Annotated in this window: 13 protein-coding genes; 10 read left to right on the top strand and 3 right to left on the bottom strand. The window is 48.6% G+C overall.

All coding sequences use genetic code 11. From position 1 onward, the window contains the following. The first annotated feature begins 6 nt into the window (after positions 1–6). From Dvar_RS26240 to Dvar_RS26230, 3 genes are all read left to right on the top strand, one after another. The gene (locus Dvar_RS26240) at positions 7–570 is read left to right on the top strand and encodes a NapC/NirT family cytochrome c (RefSeq protein ID WP_419656084.1); all 564 of its coding nucleotides are present in this window, start codon (positions 7–9) and stop codon (positions 568–570) included. 66 nt (positions 571–636) lie between these two features. Next, positions 637–2,037, top strand: a complete 1,401-nt coding sequence (locus Dvar_RS26235) for a multiheme c-type cytochrome (RefSeq protein WP_419656083.1) — start codon at positions 637–639, stop codon at positions 2,035–2,037. A gap of 83 nt (positions 2,038–2,120) precedes the next feature. After that, entirely contained in the window at positions 2,121–2,336 is a 216-nt protein-coding gene (locus tag Dvar_RS26230; RefSeq protein WP_419656082.1) for a 4Fe-4S dicluster domain-containing protein, read from the top strand. A 61-nt stretch (positions 2,337–2,397) separates the two neighbouring features. Here Dvar_RS26230 and norR read toward each other — a convergent pair whose 3' ends face one another. Next, positions 2,398–3,909, bottom strand: coding sequence for a nitric oxide reductase transcriptional regulator NorR (norR, locus tag Dvar_RS26225; RefSeq protein WP_419656081.1), 1,512 nt, complete (start codon positions 3,907–3,909; stop codon positions 2,398–2,400). A gap of 22 nt (positions 3,910–3,931) precedes the next feature. Here norR and Dvar_RS26220 point away from each other — a divergent pair, with 22 nt between their 5' ends. Both Dvar_RS26220 and Dvar_RS26215 read left to right on the top strand, forming a co-directional pair. After that, a complete protein-coding gene (locus Dvar_RS26220) occupies positions 3,932–4,381 on the top strand; it encodes a hypothetical protein (protein WP_419656080.1) in 450 nt (149 codons plus the stop codon). A gap of 170 nt (positions 4,382–4,551) precedes the next feature. Next, entirely contained in the window at positions 4,552–4,887 is a 336-nt protein-coding gene (locus tag Dvar_RS26215) for a cupin domain-containing protein (RefSeq protein WP_419656079.1), read from the top strand. 813 nt (positions 4,888–5,700) lie between these two features. Here the strand turns inward: Dvar_RS26215 and Dvar_RS26210 are convergent. After that, on the bottom strand, positions 5,701–6,894 hold the full coding sequence (locus tag Dvar_RS26210; protein WP_419656078.1) for a multidrug effflux MFS transporter: 1,194 nt from the start codon (positions 6,892–6,894) through the stop codon (positions 5,701–5,703). 519 nt (positions 6,895–7,413) lie between these two features. Between Dvar_RS26210 and Dvar_RS26205 the strand changes: the two genes are divergently transcribed. Together Dvar_RS26205 and Dvar_RS26200 are read left to right on the top strand one after the other, a co-directional pair. Beyond that, on the top strand, positions 7,414–7,587 hold the full coding sequence (locus Dvar_RS26205; protein WP_419656077.1) for a hypothetical protein: 174 nt from the start codon (positions 7,414–7,416) through the stop codon (positions 7,585–7,587). Positions 7,588–7,622: 35 nt separating this feature from the next. Next, entirely contained in the window at positions 7,623–8,477 is an 855-nt protein-coding gene (locus tag Dvar_RS26200; RefSeq protein WP_419664163.1) for a PQQ-dependent sugar dehydrogenase, read from the top strand. Between the two features lie 67 nt (positions 8,478–8,544). Here the strand turns inward: Dvar_RS26200 and Dvar_RS26195 are convergent, their stop codons facing one another. Next, on the bottom strand, positions 8,545–8,856 hold the full coding sequence (locus Dvar_RS26195; RefSeq protein ID WP_419656076.1) for a hypothetical protein: 312 nt from the start codon (positions 8,854–8,856) through the stop codon (positions 8,545–8,547). 501 nt (positions 8,857–9,357) lie between these two features. Here Dvar_RS26195 and Dvar_RS26190 point away from each other — a divergent pair. The 3 genes from Dvar_RS26190 (at position 9,358) to Dvar_RS26180 (ending at position 17,022) form a co-directional block, all read left to right on the top strand. Beyond that, positions 9,358–9,690 carry a DUF4186 domain-containing protein gene (locus tag Dvar_RS26190; protein ID WP_419656075.1) on the top strand — a complete coding sequence of 111 codons (333 nt, stop codon included), beginning with the start codon at positions 9,358–9,360 and terminating at the stop codon, positions 9,688–9,690. A gap of 675 nt (positions 9,691–10,365) precedes the next feature. Then, positions 10,366–14,820 carry a response regulator gene (locus tag Dvar_RS26185; protein ID WP_419656074.1) on the top strand — a complete coding sequence of 1,485 codons (4,455 nt, stop codon included), beginning with the start codon at positions 10,366–10,368 and terminating at the stop codon, positions 14,818–14,820. Positions 14,821–16,239: 1,419 nt separating this feature from the next. Continuing rightward, positions 16,240–17,022, top strand: a complete 783-nt coding sequence (locus tag Dvar_RS26180) for a hypothetical protein (RefSeq protein WP_419656073.1) — start codon at positions 16,240–16,242, stop codon at positions 17,020–17,022. Positions 17,023–17,064: the final 42 nt, after the last annotated feature.

The raw sequence follows: 17,064 nt of genomic DNA, 5'->3' as shown, positions 1-17,064 counted from the left end.
GGCACCATGAAAAAGTATGTGATTGCAGCCATCCTTGTCGGTATCGGTATTATCATCGCCTTTCCGTTGTTCAGCATGACCAACTACACCATGGTAAGAACCTCCACTCCTGACTTCTGTGCCTCCTGCCACGAAATAAAGCCGGCAGTTGTGGCCTGGCGGTCTTCAACCCATGTAAACAATCCTCAAGGGTTTGTTGCTGACTGCATGGATTGTCACCTGCCAGCACCTCACAAAACATTCGACTTCTTTTTTGCCAAAACCCTTCATGGCGCAAAGGACGTGATCAAGCACTTCATCATCGACGAATACGATCGTGAGAAAAACCGCGAAGCCGCTTACGCCTCCTTCGACAATGCCCAGTGTCAGAAATGCCACCGCAACCTGCTCGCCATGCCGGACAAACGCGGCGCTATGCTGGCCCATAAAACAGTCCTTTACCCGCGTCCGGGGTATGAAAAAAAATGTGTAGACTGTCACTATGACCTGGTTCACAACGATCAGGTGACCGTCATGTACAAGCAGTACCGGGAGGTGCCGTATCAGGCCAAGGGGCTGAGAAAGCTATGAATGCCAATCTGAAAGACCTATTTGCATAATCGTTCATCAGATCTTTCAATCGAAAGGAGGATCACCATGAGGCGACGCAAGTTGTCTGTTTTGGCAGGCACCATGATAGTCCTGTTGGTGCTGGCCGGTACATCATTACCCGCCCTGGCACAGCCCAATTACGCCAAGGCCAAGGAGTTTCGCATCGAGCGCAGCATGGTGCCCGAAGCCGTGGCCTGCATCGAGTGCCACAAGCAGACCAATCCCGGTCTGTTCGGCGACTGGGCCAACAGCCGCCATGCCAGCGCCAACATCTCCTGTCTGGACTGCCACCTGGCCCAGCCCGGTGATCAGGACGTGGCCAAAGATCACGAAAAGTACTACGGCCGCAGCGACCTTCCCTATGGGGAGCAGAAATACAAGGTGCCCATCGCCACCGTGGTCACCCCCAAGGACTGCTCCCGCTGCCACCCGGACGAGGTGACCCAGTACAGCAAGAGCAAGCATGCCAACACAATCGAGATCATTTGGAAGCTCGACCCCTGGCTGAACAAGGGCATGAACTCGGACAACGAACGCAAAACCGGCTGTTACCACTGCCACGGTACCGTGCTGGCCATCGATGACAAAGGCAAGCTGGACCCCACCACCTGGCCCAACGTGGGCGTGGGGCGGCTGAATATGGACGGCAGCATGGGCTCCTGTACCAGCTGTCACAGCCGGCACCGATTTGCGGTGTCCGAGGCCCGGCGTCCCGAGGCCTGCGATTCCTGCCACCTGGGCCCGGATCATCCCCAGATCGAGATCTACGAAGAGTCCAAACACGGCACCATCTACAACGCCTTCGGGGATGAATTCAATTTCAAGGCCGCCGCCGGAACGTGGTCGCCGGGCACCGACTACCGGGCGCCCACCTGCGCCGCCTGCCACATGAGCGGCAGCGGCAAGGTCATGGGCACCCACGATGTTACCGAACGCATTTCCTGGGAAACCCAGGCACCGCTGACCGTTCGCCCGGCCGACTTCAAACCCTTTCCCGCCGACAACGACTGGCAGGTGGAACGCGACAAAATGAAAAACGTCTGCCGCGCCTGCCATGGGGATTCGTGGATCGATGACTTCTACCAGGGATTCGACAAGGCCGTGGAAGAATACAACAATGTCTACTTCAAGCCGGCCAAGGCCATGCTGGACGACCTGTACGCCAAGAACCTGCTGGACAAGACCAAGTTCTTCGATGAGCACCTGGAGCTTCAGTTCTACGAGCTGTGGCACCACGAGGGACGCCGGGCGCGTATGGGCGTCATGATGATGGCCCCGGACTACGCCTGGTGGCACGGCTTTTATGAATGCAAGGCCCGCTTCAACGAATTCATGGAAGAGGCGGACCACCTGATCGCCACGGGCAAAAAGGCCTATGTCTATCCCAAATACCCCAACGCGACCGGGGATACACAAAAACCGGAAAAGATATTCGGTAACAAATAACAACATTAAAAATACGGGTCATCGGCCTTTTCCATCTGCTCAGGGGAGTGCTGGTGACCCGTAGTCATTCAAAGGAGGGGCCATTGTCAGTCGTAAAAGCGGAAAATGAAGAGGTCAGCATTCGTGTCGATCATGATAAATGCGTGGGCAGCGGTGAATGCGCGTCTTCCTGTCCCGGGGAAGTATACGATCTTGTGGATAACAAGGCCGTTCCAGCAAGAGTAGATGATTGCATCGAGTGTTGCACCTGCGTGGCGGTTTGTCCCCAAAAAGCGATCAGTCACAGCTCATGTGAGTAATCCGAGTTCTTATTCTGCGGATGCAAAAGTAATTGTTATTTTTGGGCGGTGCGAGAGAGATTTACTCCTTATTGCCAATAATGCCCAGTTGTTTGGATAGGTTGTAAAGATTGCTGCGATTCATTTTTAAGTCTCGCGCGGCTGCGGAAATATTGCCTTGATTCTTGTCTATCGCACGTTTTATACATTCTCGCTTGTAATTTTTCACCGCGTCATTGAGAGACAAATCTTTTGATGGTACGCTGCTTCTATTCGGTTTCGAATGCGCATCGCGGTGATTTACAGGAATCAGGTCGCTTTCAAGATGGGCCGCGTCGATGATCACCGCTTCGTTTCTGGGGACACCGGACGATGCTTTTAACGCCGCTCTGGAAATGACGTTTTCCAATTCCCTCACATTCCCCGGCCAATCATACCCCTCCATCACCTCATACGCAAATGGACTGATCCGAACCTGTCCCAATCCCAATCGGCGTTGAATGCGCTCGCAAAAAAAGCCAGCCAGCAATGGAATATCCGATTTCCGCTTTCTCAGGGAAGGGACGTTTATCGGGTACACGTTCAATCGATGGTAAAGGTCAGCTCTGAATCGTTTCTTTTCGACCTCTATTTCAAGATCACGATTTGTCGCTGCGATCAGCCTTACATTGACACGCATGGCCTTGTCGGTTCCCACGCGTTGGATCTCTCCTTCCTGGATTGTCCTTAATAGTTTTGGCTGAACAGGAAGCGGCAGCTCCCCGATTTCGTCCAGAAAGAGGGTCCCCTTGTCCGCCAACTCAAATTTGCCTGCCCGGTCACGATTCGCTCCGGTGAACGCTCCTTTCGTGTGACCAAAAAGTTCGCTTTCAGCAAGGGTTTCGGGCAATGCAGCGCAATTCAGATAAAGCAACGGAATTCCGTTACGATTTGAGGCGGCATGGATGGCTCTGGCAACCAGTTCTTTGCCTACGCCGGTTTCACCCAATACAAGAATATTAAAATCAGAGCGTGCGACCAGATCGATTTCTTTGCGCAGGTGCGCCATTGTTGAACTACTTCCAATAATCTGGTCGCCCTGCCTTCTCTGGATATCCTGCATCAGGTCCGTGGCGATCAGCCCCTGGCGTTCTGCACTTTTTTCCAGTGCGCTGATGAGGTTTGCCGTTTGCATCTGTGCGCCTGCCAGTGCACCCACGGCTTTCAAGAAGCGGGGATCAATCCCGTCAAACGCGCCAGGATATAGCGCGTCTGCTGTAAGAACGCCGATGAGACGACCCTCGACCCGCAAGGGGCATCCCAGGCAGGCGTGAATGTGACTCCAGGCATTTGCGTTTTCAGCCAGCAAGCCATCGAACGGATCCGGAAGAGGGGTCTGTGCTGGAAATCGTACCGGTTCATCGGAATTACAGATGATCTCCAGTCTCGGATGGTTGCTTTGTGAGTATTCGCGTCCGAGCGCATCCGGCGTCAGGCCTTTCGCGGCAACCGGTGTCAATATACTCCCGTCAACACGAAGCAATGCTGCTGCGTCGTAGGGAATGACTTTCCTTAGGGCGACAAGAAGTCTCTCATAACGATCTTTTGCAGTCATTGCTGCTGTGAGGTCCACCGCGATGGAAACCAATGGTTCGATCAAATCCATGTTGCTATATTTACAACAATTCGGTGTCTACGGACTGCTGGCACTCGGTTTGACCCTTGTCGTCCTGAGACGGCTTTACCCCCAAGGCGTATGGCGTGAAGGCCCCCTGCGGCTGGCTTTTTGGTCAATGAATGGGGGGCTGGTGCTCATGATCGCGTTGAGTCTGCTCCCCATTGGCCTGATGCAGACGTGGGCCAGTATCGAGCACGGCTTGTGGTATGCACGCAGTGCTGAATTTCTCCAACAGCCCATTATGGAGGCTTTGCGCTGGTTGAGGACGATCGGTGACACGGTTTTCCTGATCGGCGTCGGTGCATTGGCCTATTTTGTTATTGGGCTGATCACGGGTTGGTCTTATCAAAAAGATGACACGATCCATGATGTTCCGGTTAATTCCATCGCAAAAAAGCAGCCGGTATGATCAAGTTTATAAAAAATATGCGGACGATTATGTTGTGCTGCTGGAATTTCACATCGACAAAGAAAACAACGTACTTTTCCCTTTGGCGATCCAGCATCTGTCTGAAAAGAAATTAGCCGAGCTGAAACAAGGATTTGATAAAATCGAGTCGGAAAAAAAGAGAGGCTTATATGAGTGAACAATCCCATACCCCGAAAGGCAAACCATTCAACCTGGAAAACCACATTGAATACGCCGCTGGTTCCGTGGTAAGCAAGACCTTGATCAAGAAAGAAATCGGCACCATTACACTATTTGCATTTGACCGGGGCCAAGGTCTCAGCGAACACACAGCGCCTTTCGATGCCGTTGTCCATATCTTAGACGGAACAGCAGAAATCACCATCGGTGGAAAACCTCAAATCGTAAATGCCGGCGAAATGTTGATCATGCCTGCAAACGTATCTCACGCCCTTCAAGCCAAGCAGCGCTTCAAGATGCTGCTGGTCATGATCCGCAGTGATTAACTTAAAAAACATCAAACCGATTGGAACAGCTGATGATGATTTAAAGGCTATTTTAGGATAATCCAGCATAACAATTGAAAAACGGAGTCGCTTTTTGGGATGTAAGCGCCTCCGTCTTCTTTTCCTGTAATTTTCTTCTAAAGGAATGTATTTTGCGTTAATGGCAGATTTGAAAGGCTTGGTCAACAGGTTCAAAAATAGGCTTTAATTTGAGTAGTGGATTGTCCTATTAGCTGAACGAATCAAGGAGTTGAACTGTCTTTACGGTATTTCAAATCTTCTCGAAAACCAGGATGTGTCCTTATCGTGGATCTTGCAGCGTGCAGTCGAACTCATTATTCTTATATATAACGGAGAACAATGAAAAGGTTGTTTCCGTTATTGTTTTCCCGAAAAAAAGCCTTACGAAACAAAAAACGGTAACGTTCGTTTTTACGACACGTTTCCAAATATAAGGAGTGTTGTCATGGAAAATAAAGATATCGTACCAAACGAGGGTGAATGCATTAGTCAGTGTATTTTTAAGTATTGGTCTCAATCGAGTGAACCGGTGAAAGACCGTGATGTATCCTATGAACAATGCCTTACCCGCTGCAATGTGTGTGGTTAAAGTGCAGATGTGAAAATACATACCAATTGATCCGACCTGATTTTTATATCGCGTTCTTGTTCGTTTATTTCCTAAAAATGAGCCCCATCCGCCTTTTCATGGCGGATGGGGCTTCAAGTTGATTTCATAACCATCAGGTTGGCACCGATTTTCCACAAAGATGATGCAGCACAGGCGCCGATGAGAGGGCATCCCATCACATTTTAAGCGTTATCTGCCCATCGCATGGCAATTGCTGTCAATATTCCTAAAATAACAAACCCGGAAGTGAGCGGAAGCGTGGATCCATCATAGCATCTACCAACTGTGGTCCCTAAAAATGAAGCGATAAAATTAGATAACGATCCGATAATCGCTGCCCCAATCCCTGCCATATGCTTCAACGGATCCATAGCTAAAGCGTTCAAATTGCCAAAAAGTATCCCCATGCAGAAAAAAGACGGTGCGAAAAAAGCCATCATCAGCCATAGCGGAGAACGGCCGTCCATTTGATAAATGATTATGAGGTAAATCGACATTAAAAAAATAAAAGACAAAATTGCCCGATCGGACAGCACCCGCATCCCCAATCGCATGACGATCCGGGAATTCACGAAGGAGGCTCCGCCAACGAAGAGTGAAAGGGCAGCCATGTAGACAGGAAATTCCTTGCCAAGGCCGTAAACCTCCTGGAAGATCTGCTGAGCACTGCTTAAATAGGACATCAGCGCACCGGATATGAATCCTGCAGCTAAGGTGTATCCCATGGAGATGCGATTTTTGCACACCTTAGCGACACCACTTAAAATGCGGACAAAAGAAAAGGGGATGCGATTATTGCGAGAAAGCGTTTCCGGTTGCCTGATGCCAAACCAAGTCAAAACGACAACTCCTTGTAGCACCAAGACGCCGAAAATGGCCTTCCAACCGAATACCAGCAGAACTAGCTGTCCCAGTGCTGGTGCGACAGCCGGTACAATAATAAAAACCGCCATTATAGCGGACATGATTCGTGCCATCGCCCGTCCGCCATACTGGTCTCTGACAAGGGCAATAATTGCCGTTCGTGGTCCGCCCGTACCGATGCCCTGAATCAATCTCCCGACCACCATGAATTCAAATCGGGTAGAAAAAATGGAAAGCAGACATCCAATGATAAAAATAACAAAACCAGTAAGAATGACGGGCTTTCTGCCGAATGAATCAGCAAAGGGGCCGAAAAGCAGCTGACCAATCCCCATGCCGAAAAGCAAAACCGTAACAACGAGTTGTACATCATTGGCGTGGTCAACACGAAGATCCCTTCCGATTTCTGGCAGGGCAGGCAGCATCATATCGATGGACAGCGCCGTGATGGATATCATAAGTGCCATAAGGGTGACAAATTCCCGGTATTCCGGGCCGCGCTTCATCTGCATATAAAATCCGTTCCTTCCCCGTCTTCCAATCACCAAAAGGAGTCTTTAACCATAATTTCGTATGTATAGCAGATTTTTTTAGAGGCAGCCATTTTATTACGCCTGTCTTTTTTTGGGATTGGACGGCTGCAGGATCACAAACTGTATTGCTCATCATTTTTGCTGGTACCGATGGCAATTGCCATGCAAAGCAAACCGCTAAGGGTTCGCGCAAAAATAAATTCACAAATTGTCAGTGTTCAGGCGCCCGCTCAGCAAGGCGCGAAGACAAAGGAATATCAGGCATATTCCGTGTTTACGCAACACCGCTGAGCGGGATGGATGGGCGCTGAAAATGTGAAGTTATTTTTGCGCGAGTCCTTAGGGCATGGACCGCGACGACGGCAATGTCACGCACGTCAACACGACAGAATCAACCAGATTAACGATATAGAGAAATTTGCATTTAGCAAGTGGATATCATAGACTTACTTCTGGTACTACCCCCACAACAGATACCATTAATCCAAGGAGGAACCCATGGAGTTGGAAGTAGCCCTTAAATCGGCATTAACGTTTGAAAAGCGGATTCGGGATCTCTACATAGAGGCGGTTGCTGGTACCGATGACAGCGCCGGAAAAAAGATTTTCCAGGATTTGGCCGAGGATGAGCAAAATCATGTCGCTTATTTGGAAAGGGTTCATCCCTATTGAAATTTACTGCTATCCTTGATCATACAAGGTGATAAATAAACTTTGATTGGAATAAAAAACGGAGCTACATCTATGCGCTTTTTTATCTATCTCCTGATTTTGAAAACAATTCCTGGGTTTATTTATCTTATGCCGAAAGTGCAGATGATCATTCCACAATCGGTGCTGTTGTTGTCCGTGCAAAGTTCAATCTAAAAAACACTCCGCTAACGCTTACATCCGTGGAAAAACTGTGGGTTCAGGAACCAAAAGTAACGGGGAAAGGACATTACAGCCATCGCATTGCATTCGGCCCCGACGGTAAAATGTTCATTACCTCCGGTGATCGTCAGAAACTTGCACCGGCTCAACATTTCAACAGCCATCTTGGCAAGGTGCTGCGCTTAAATGACGACGGCACCGTGCCGAATGACAATCCGTGGCAAAATCGGGGTGAGATGGCTAAACAATTCTGGAGCATCGGTCACCGCAACATGCTGGGAGTCGATTTTGATGATGAAGGGCGGTTGTGGGTCCATGAGATGGGGCCGCTTCACGGCGATGAGTTGAATCTGATCATTGCCGGCAAAAATTATGGCTGGCCGATCGTATCGAATGGTGACCACTACTCGGGTGAGCCGATCCCCGATCATCATACCCGTCCTGATTTCGAAGCCCCTCGGACATTTTGGGTGCCCTCCATTGCACCGTCCGGCCTTGTTATTTATGATGGTGAGATGTTTGCAGATTGGAAAGGCAGTGCGATTATCGGAGGACTTGTGTCAAGAGCGATGATTCGTGTTGATCTAAAAAAAGACACGGCCGTAGAGGCCGATTACGATCCTTTCTCCGATTGCGAAAGACTCGACCGACGGCCCGGGCCGGACTGTCGCAGGCGGCCGACGGACTAACTGGCCGGCATCCGGTCGACACTGTCTTTCAAATTGGCGAACCGGTGCTTCCAACCGTCCCCCATTTTCAGGATTGATGTGCCGGTGTCCGATCCGGGTCGTCCGTCGGCGGATCTCCCACCGGCGACTTTCGCGGCGCGTCCGGAGGCTCTTCCACGGGCGGATGGCGCGGTGGAAACGGTCCTTTCGGCGGCGTGTCCGGCTCTTTGATGGGCGGTTCATTCGGCGGTGATGGCGGATCTTTCACAGGTGCGTCGGGATTGCCGCTGACTGCGGCCGTCAATGATTCCGCCAAAAAATCAACGCACTTTAAAACGTCACCGCTCGGGGGGGTAAAGGCGTTTTCTCTGATATCGCTTGACGGATAAAGCGTTTGCATGCATTCCTCCTTTGCTGTCTTGGTGTTCATCTAAAGATCCGTTCCGTTCCGCCATGGCAACTGATGGTTAACGGTGTCTCAAAGCTTTCTCTATTATAGTAAAGCAGCCACCAGACAAGCGAAATGGGGGGAAGCATTGATTTCATCTCAATACATGGCGTAAATACCATCGAGTCTAAACGGAAACCAATAAGGGCATCACGATAACAGATGAAATAAGATCACCAGCACGAATCGCCCAAATAGGAGAATCAAGATCAGCGGGATGACCCATCGCGGGAGGCGGTGGAAAAAATCCGCCCAGTCTCGTGGATGTGGGGTCTTCATGACGCTTACCTTCCAATTGCCGTTGACATGGGTACCAACTAAATTCGTATCATTTTAATTTCATGTATAGCGCATGTCTTCATATATATGAATCATGTTGCCTATTGGGCCTGGCATCGAGTACGCTACTTATCGGTCAGAAAATAAATTGGATCATAGGGCCGTTTCCAAATTATGACCAACCAAATCGCCACAGCCCTCACCTTCCTAAAAAACTCCAAATTCCGATCCCAATTCAAGTTAACGGACAAGGACAGCCTCTACATCCAGACTAAGGGTATCGACACCATCCGTTCACACGCATTCGATTTCATAACAACCAGGTTGGATTCGGCGTTCCCTAAAGATGATGGTAAACAGACCCCAATGAAAGGGCATCCTGCTGTATTCATCGCCCAGCATGCTACCGCCACTTGCTCCCGAGGATGTCTGTGGAAGTGGCATCGGATTGGAAAAGGGAGGGCGCTGACTGATGATGAAATCGGGGATGGGGTGGAGTTGGGGTGATGGGTTGGATAAAGGATCAGAATGGTACTCTCTCGTCTAAATCCTGTGTGTGAAAAAAATCCAAAATTAGCTAAAATGTGTCATAGGCTTTTAAAACCGATAAAAACAGTTTTAAAGGTTTTCAGGCTAGATCCATTAAACATTTTTCTTGACAGATGGAGTCTGCCACACTCCTGTTCCACAATTAAAAACCAAAACCGCCCAAGCCACCAAAAGGCAGTCTTTTTTTTAGACCGAATCGACCGATGCTGAAAAGAAGTCCGATGCATGATAGGACCGTTGAACAAACCATTCTTGAACCTTGTTGAACGGCTGGTTATCGCCTATAATAATTTTGATTGAGATGCACCGGGCTTCAATTCGCTCTGTAGAATGCCTGCCGATGCAGGAACCTGCTGGGTAAACAGTTAGAACAGGCCGAAATGGTACATGATATACTCGATTGTTGACAATCCATCCTCGCGCTTGAAACGGGTTTCAATTGCTCCACGACGCCTCTGCATTACAGAATAAAAAGCCTGTTCGGCAATGATCGTTTTTTCGATTCGATAACGTATTATTCCAGTAGTATCCTAAATGCCAAACGTTTTGGCAGTCAAAACAAACTGCCATGAATCCATTGGGCTGATATTGGTCGGTGGGGCAGGCCCAGCAAGAGACGCCGGAACAATAGCGATGTTCAATCCCCTGATCGTCATTATAACGATTGCCTTTTACGTTGGATGCCTGTTTGCCATTTCTCTGTGGGTGGAGCGAAAAGCGGCCAAAGGAAAAAGCCTGGTCAACAATCCGGTCATTTATTCCCTTTCTCTGGCTGTTTATGTTACCACACTGACTTACTACGGCACTGTCGATCTTGCTGCCAACTCCGGTATGTTGTTCCTCACCTTGTACTTGGGGCCGACGATTTCTATCATGCTCTGGTGGCTGATCCTTCGCAAGTTGGTCCAGATTAGGACCCACTACCACATTAACAGCATCGCCGACTTAATTTCGGCGCGTTATGATCGATCCGAGGCACTTGCGTCCATCGCAACGGTCCTTTCACTTTGCGGTGTCATTCCTTTTATCGCCCTTCAATTAAAAGCCATTCTTTCAACCTTCACGCTCATTTCGGCTAGCCACACGCAGACTATCTGGTATGAGATGGACGTTGGCCCCATTCTCATTGGAATCATGATTTTATTTACGATCATCTTCGGTGTAAGGCGCTTAGACCCCACCGAACGTCATGAGGGTATGGTCATGGCCGTGTCGGTCGAGTCAATGGTCAAGCTTTTGGGATTTCTGGTGGTTGGCATTTCGGTCACTTATTTCACGTATGATGGATTTGCCGACATTTTCCACCGCTTGTCCGAGAGCCGGTTCGTGACGATGCCGAGCATTTCCCAATCCGGGACCTCCCCGGTCCCAATAATAGCGACCTACACGCTACTGGCCATGTCCTCCGTTCTTTTTCTACCACATCAGTTCCACGTTGCCGTAGTGGAAAATTATGATCAGAGGCACATCCTCACCGCCATGTGGCTATTTCCGGTCTATATGCTGTTGATATACATTTTTGTTTTCCCCATCGCCGCAGGAGGCCTGTTGATGGGCTTTTCGCCCGAGGGAATAGATTTTTTGACCCCCCGGCTGATGATAATTCAAGACAACCCCTGGTTGGGACTGTTGGTTTTCATTGGGGGCTTTGCTGCCGCCACAGGCATGGTTATGATCAGCGCCATGACGCTTTCGACCATGGTGACCAATCATCTCGTATTACCCCTTTTAGGAAGGATTCGCTGGCTGTCTTTCTTGCAAGGTCACCTCCTGGAATGTAAATGGATGGCTGTGGTTGGCGTCCTCATCTTGAGTTACTGGTTTGAGCAACAAGTGGAATTATCCAGGCTTGTACTTAAGTATGTGGAACCGCAAATCGGGCATCCTTATAGTATGGTTAGTATCGGCATGATCTCCTTTGCCGCTGTGCTCCAGTTCGTCCCGACCATTTTGGGCGGTATCTTTTGGCGCAAAGGAAACAAGGCCGGCGCGCTGCTGGGCTTGAGTGCCGGTTTTTTGATCTGGTTTTACACCTTGCTGATGCCGTTTTTGGTGAAAAGCCGGTGGTTGCCGATCAGCTTGCTAGAAGACGGACCCTGGGGAATAACGTTTTTGAAACCCGAACAACTCTTTGGGGTGGTTGGATTGGACTATATGAGCCATGCGGTGTTCTGGACAATGCTCTTCAACATCGGGCTGTACATTATAGGGTCTCTCTTTTTCAAGCAAAACGAAGAGGAACAACGACTGGCGGAAGAGTTTGTGGGCATTTTGGCCGCCCCGCCCGCCGTTGGCCGTCTTGTTCCCCGAAAAGCCTTTGTTGATTTACTCACCAAAAGACAGCAGATAGAGAACTTGCTGGCCCAATATCTTGGCCCCGGCCAGGTTTCCACCATAATCAAAAAGGGCTTGCAGGCATTGGGACCTCAAGAGAACAACCAGATTCCCATCACTGACTTTCTCAAGCTCTACAACGAAGTGGAACGATCGTTGACCGGTTACATCGGGGCCGCCGCCGCCCACAAAGCCATGACCCGCGGGGTGAGTTTTGATCCCAAAGAAACCGAAGACCTCATGGACGTCTATCGTGAAATGCTGGCCGATTTCAGAGTTACGCCCGAAGAGCTGAGAGAAAAAATCGATTATTATCAGGCAAAGGAGGAATTGCTGACCAGCCACGCAGCGGAGCTTAAAAAACAGGTCGAAGCGCGTACCGTCGAGCTACGCACGACCAATGAAGAACTTCGCGAGGCCAAGGCAACGGCCGAGGCTGCCACCCGGGCCAAGGAAGAGTTTTTGGCCAACATGAGCCATGAAATCCGGACCCCCATGAGCGGTGTTATTGGTGCCGCCGACCTGGCCCTGAATGAAAAGCTGCCCCCCAAGGTAGAACACTATCTCAGAATCATTCGCACCTCTGCGGAATCCCTGCTCACAGTGATCAACGACATCCTGGACTTTTCCAAAATCGAGGCTGACAGAATGGAATTGGAAACCCGTCCGTTCCGCTTGGAGGATGTGCTGATTCGGGTTTCGGAAGTTTTCGGCCTGAAAGCCGCTCAGAAGAAGATTGAACTGCTTATCGACATCCCCCATGAAACACCAACATCGTTAATTGGCGATCCCTTGCGCCTTCAGCAAATTTTGGCCAATTTGGTAAGCAATGCGATCAAATTCACCAAACCGGGGGGGATTATTATTGAAGGCGTTAAAGGGTGGGAAAAATTAGCCCGGCCGTTGGATACCGAGCAGATCATTTTGACCATCTTTGTTAAGGATTCCGGCATTGGTATCGCACCGGAAATTCTTGACAAGCTTTTCAAGCCGTTTAGCCAGGCGGATACATCCACTGCGCGAAAATACGGGGGCAGCGGTCTGGGACTGACCATATGTAAGAAATTGGTTGAGATGATGGGCGGCAGCATAACGGCTGAAAGTCAATTGGACGCGGGCAGCACGTTTACCTTCACGGCCCGTTTGGGTTGGCAGCCAACGGTTCGGGAACCAACGCTTGCCCCCCCGCAAGATCTTCAGGGGTTGAATGTTTTAGTGGTTGACGATTGCCTCGAGAGCAGGATCATTGCCGAAAGGATGCTGAGGTCGTTTGGCTATCATGTCGAATCGGTCTTTTCAGGCAAAGACTCGTTAAGCCGGCTGGAAAAAGCCAGGATCGGGGGAAAACCGTTTGACCTGGTTATCATGGACTGGTTGATGCCGGAGATGGATGGAATTGAAGTGTCCAGGAAAATCCGCCGGGAATTGAATCTTGATCTGCCCATCATTATGATGACGGCCTTCGGCAAAGAAACGGAAAGGCTCGAGGCCGAAAAGGCCGGCATCAACGCGTTTCTTACCAAACCGATAACCCCCTCCACCTTTTTTAATGCCATCATGGATACGTTTGGGAAAAAGGCGATGGAAAGCGTGGCTGATCATCAGTTGATCAGCGAGGCGACATCCATTTCCAAAGAGCGATTAAAGGGAATCCGGATTCTGGTGGCGGAAGACAACCCGACCAACCAGGAAATCGCCTCGGCAATTCTGGAGAATGCAGGGATTTTTGTCGAGATTGCCGCCAATGGGAAAGAAGCGATAAAAGCCCTTGACAGGAGGGCCTTCGACGGGGTGCTGATGGATATTCAGATGCCGGAAATGGACGGATACGAGGCGACCCGGACGATCCGAAAAGACCTACGGTTTCGATCGCTTCCCATCATCGCCATGACCGCCCACGCCATGAAGGGGGACGAGGAAAAGTGTTTGGACGCTGGAATGGATGGATATGTTTCCAAACCGATTGATCAAGGCAAATTATTCCAAACCCTGTGCAAAACCATCCGATCCACAGAAAAGGCGCCCCCAGTTGAAGCGCACCAATTGGTGCCCCAGAGAAAAAAAAGACCGCACAGCGGGGCCGCCGGGATGGGAGACCTCCCGGCAAGCCTCCCGGGAATCAACATTCAAGATGCCTTGGACCGGCTTGAAATAGACCGGGATACCTTCAAACGGATCCTCAACACATTCTTCATGAACAATCAAGATACCTCAAAGAAGATAAAAAACGCTTACGACAGTAAGGATTGGGAATTGCTTCGACAGTTGTCGCACAGTGTCAAAGGGGGGGCGGCCAATATCGGCGCCAACGAGCTGCAAGCCGCTGCACAGGAACTCGAAACAACAAGCAATGAAGCAACTTCCAGGTCTCCTGATCCTGCATTGGTCGAAAACGTGGAAACCGCTTTGAATCAGGTGCTGAAATCGTTGGAATCCATCGTTGCTGCCCCGGAATCCGACGATTTAGATCACCGGGAACGCCCTGTGGGTGGGGCAGACCCGATCCCCATGTTGAAACGGCTGGCCGATGCGCTCAGGCTCGCCGACCCTACGGTGGTTCAAAAGGATCTAAACGCTGTCAAAGCGCATCTTGATCCCTCACTCCTCCTGGATATTGAGACCCAGATCAATAGCTATGACTATGACAAAGCATTAGAGACTCTCGCAGGAATAATAAAAAAGATGGAAAGCTCGGTGGGGAAAAATAGCCATCCCATCACGACTGTTCAGGGACGGGCCGGAACATCTCAATAAACGATAGCAGTAAATGGGTAAATGTGAATAGCGGGACGGCGTGAATTCTCCGCTATTCCTACAAATTCCAATCCCGATTCAAATTGACGGATAAGGACCGCCAATACATCCAAACCAAAGGCATCGGTAGGAGGGGGAACCCATTTTGATCACCTCCGTCTGTCACTTGGTGTAAGACTTTGGTGTAACAGTCGGAATCGATCAAAATTGTCAGTATCTCTAAAAAAATCAAAAGCCTACTGCATAAACAGTAGGCTTTATAATCGTAAGTGCCGAGGGACAGAATCGAACTGCCGACACGGGGATTTTCAGGGCCAAGTTCTACCATTTTCCTGCGTTATCCCGATCTTGCATAATATTTCCTAAGTTATCGTAAAAATTATTATAACAATCTATTGTCTAACACATCGGGATTCCCGGTTTTACCATCAAAATCCCTTCAGTGACCGGATATTTGTTACATCTGTGTTACACAGACTTGAATGCAATTTTGCTTGGTTGCAAAAACGGCTTTGGATTGGGGAATCTGGCTACTTGTACCTGTTAATGGATTGAACTCAGTTGGATCATATTGCAGTTCATCGCCAGTTCTGAAATATGTGTGGTATTGCCTATTTGTCGCTTCACCCTCTACATAAAGGAAAAGTGGCAGATTTTTATACGAAAATCCTCAGTCCTATAATTTTACAGTAGAAGTCGAGTCAATGCGAAATGCCAAATTGGCACCGCCTCTCCACCATGCCCTCCGATCAACCAGCCTGCTACTCTTTGGCCACACCACCCTAAGAACGGCTTTTGGTCGACCCCGGAAGGGTAAATAAGGGGTTGTGATAAACTATAGGCCGCAGCCGGAGCCTATTTTAAGGTTTAGACGATTGAAAAACAGTTATTTTAGATAGTTAATCGTATCGAACAGTCGATTTTTTATTTTAAGGTGAAAAAAATGGTTCATATTTAACCAAAATATACTGTAATATCGATATGTCACAGAATACCAGTTTGACCTTTTTCCTATGATTTGTTAAGTATGCGATACTTTGGGAAAATCGAGATAACTATCCTGATTTTTAAAAAACGTGCAGTCGATTGAAATGATAATGCCAATGCTTTCAGCTTACTTGACCCAAACCATGGAAGGTTTATTAGCGAATCCCCTCGGGCATTCGTCCGGGACTAGACCGAGAAATAAACCCTGGCGATGATATCTCTTTATCTTATAAATTGTGGTTTAAAAGTTATATCAATTCTATATATTGTGTAAAAAGTTGCGTTTACTTAGAAGAAAAATCAATTGATTCGAATTTGGCCCATTTTAACTAATAGCTGATTCTAAGACGCTTGTGGATTTCTGACAGATTTTGCTGTTTAATTGCCTAACGTGTAGTTTTCCTAAATGAAAATTATCTGATTGGGATTTCTATGGCGGATCGTTTCAAATTTGACCATCCCTTGATAGCTTTATTAGATGATTCTTGCATATCCTTTCATATCAATCGAAATGAGGACAATCGTCTGCCTAATCCTCGCCAGACAACTTTAATTCCAGGGTCAGAAGCTAGACATTTGGTGGTCCCCGGATTAAATAATAGCGAGCAAGGGTTGACAGAAGAGCTGAAAAAAATTCAAAATTGGAAAAATGTAGTAGCTTATTCCTACAAGCTAAACGCTCATCTTTTCTCGTTTCTTTGGCGTTTTAATCTTAAGACCTCATTGTTGCAGCACCAACCATTTAAGTTAGTACCCTGCGATGTTAAAACTGCCAAACTAATTCGCAAATCCCTAAAAAACTACATGAATGCCTTAAGCAATTCCATAGCTGCCGGTCAAATTATGTTGATTCCAGATTCTGAAGTAACTTTCAATCAGCCCTTAAGAGAAGCGAAACCATATGCAAGACGCGTACTAATCGTTAAGGTACAGTCGGGGAATGTAACAATAATTCCTTTTACGACAAAAACAGGCTCCATAAATAAGGCCAAGGACATTCTTTTTGATTTAAAAGCACAAGGCCACTTGCGCCATAACGCCAGACCAGCAGTTGAAAATTTTCCAAATTTATTGTTTCGCCACCCTTCAGTTTTAAAAGTTTCCTGCGCTCAGCCTATGAGCACAGAGACTTTGTTGGGTTGCGCAATAGCACGTCTTGGCACTGTGCGCCGTGAGGTGTTAGCATTTGCGATTGAAAAAATGAAAATGTTGTAGGTTTTACCATTTAGTGGAGTTACAGGCTTATGCCAGATGATC

The sequence above is a fragment of the Desulfosarcina variabilis str. Montpellier genome (assembly GCF_048565275.1).
Classification (GTDB): domain Bacteria; phylum Desulfobacterota; class Desulfobacteria; order Desulfobacterales; family Desulfosarcinaceae; genus Desulfosarcina; species Desulfosarcina variabilis.
The sequence above is the reverse complement of the archived record's forward strand: the minus strand, read 5'-3'. Positions and strand labels throughout refer to the sequence as shown.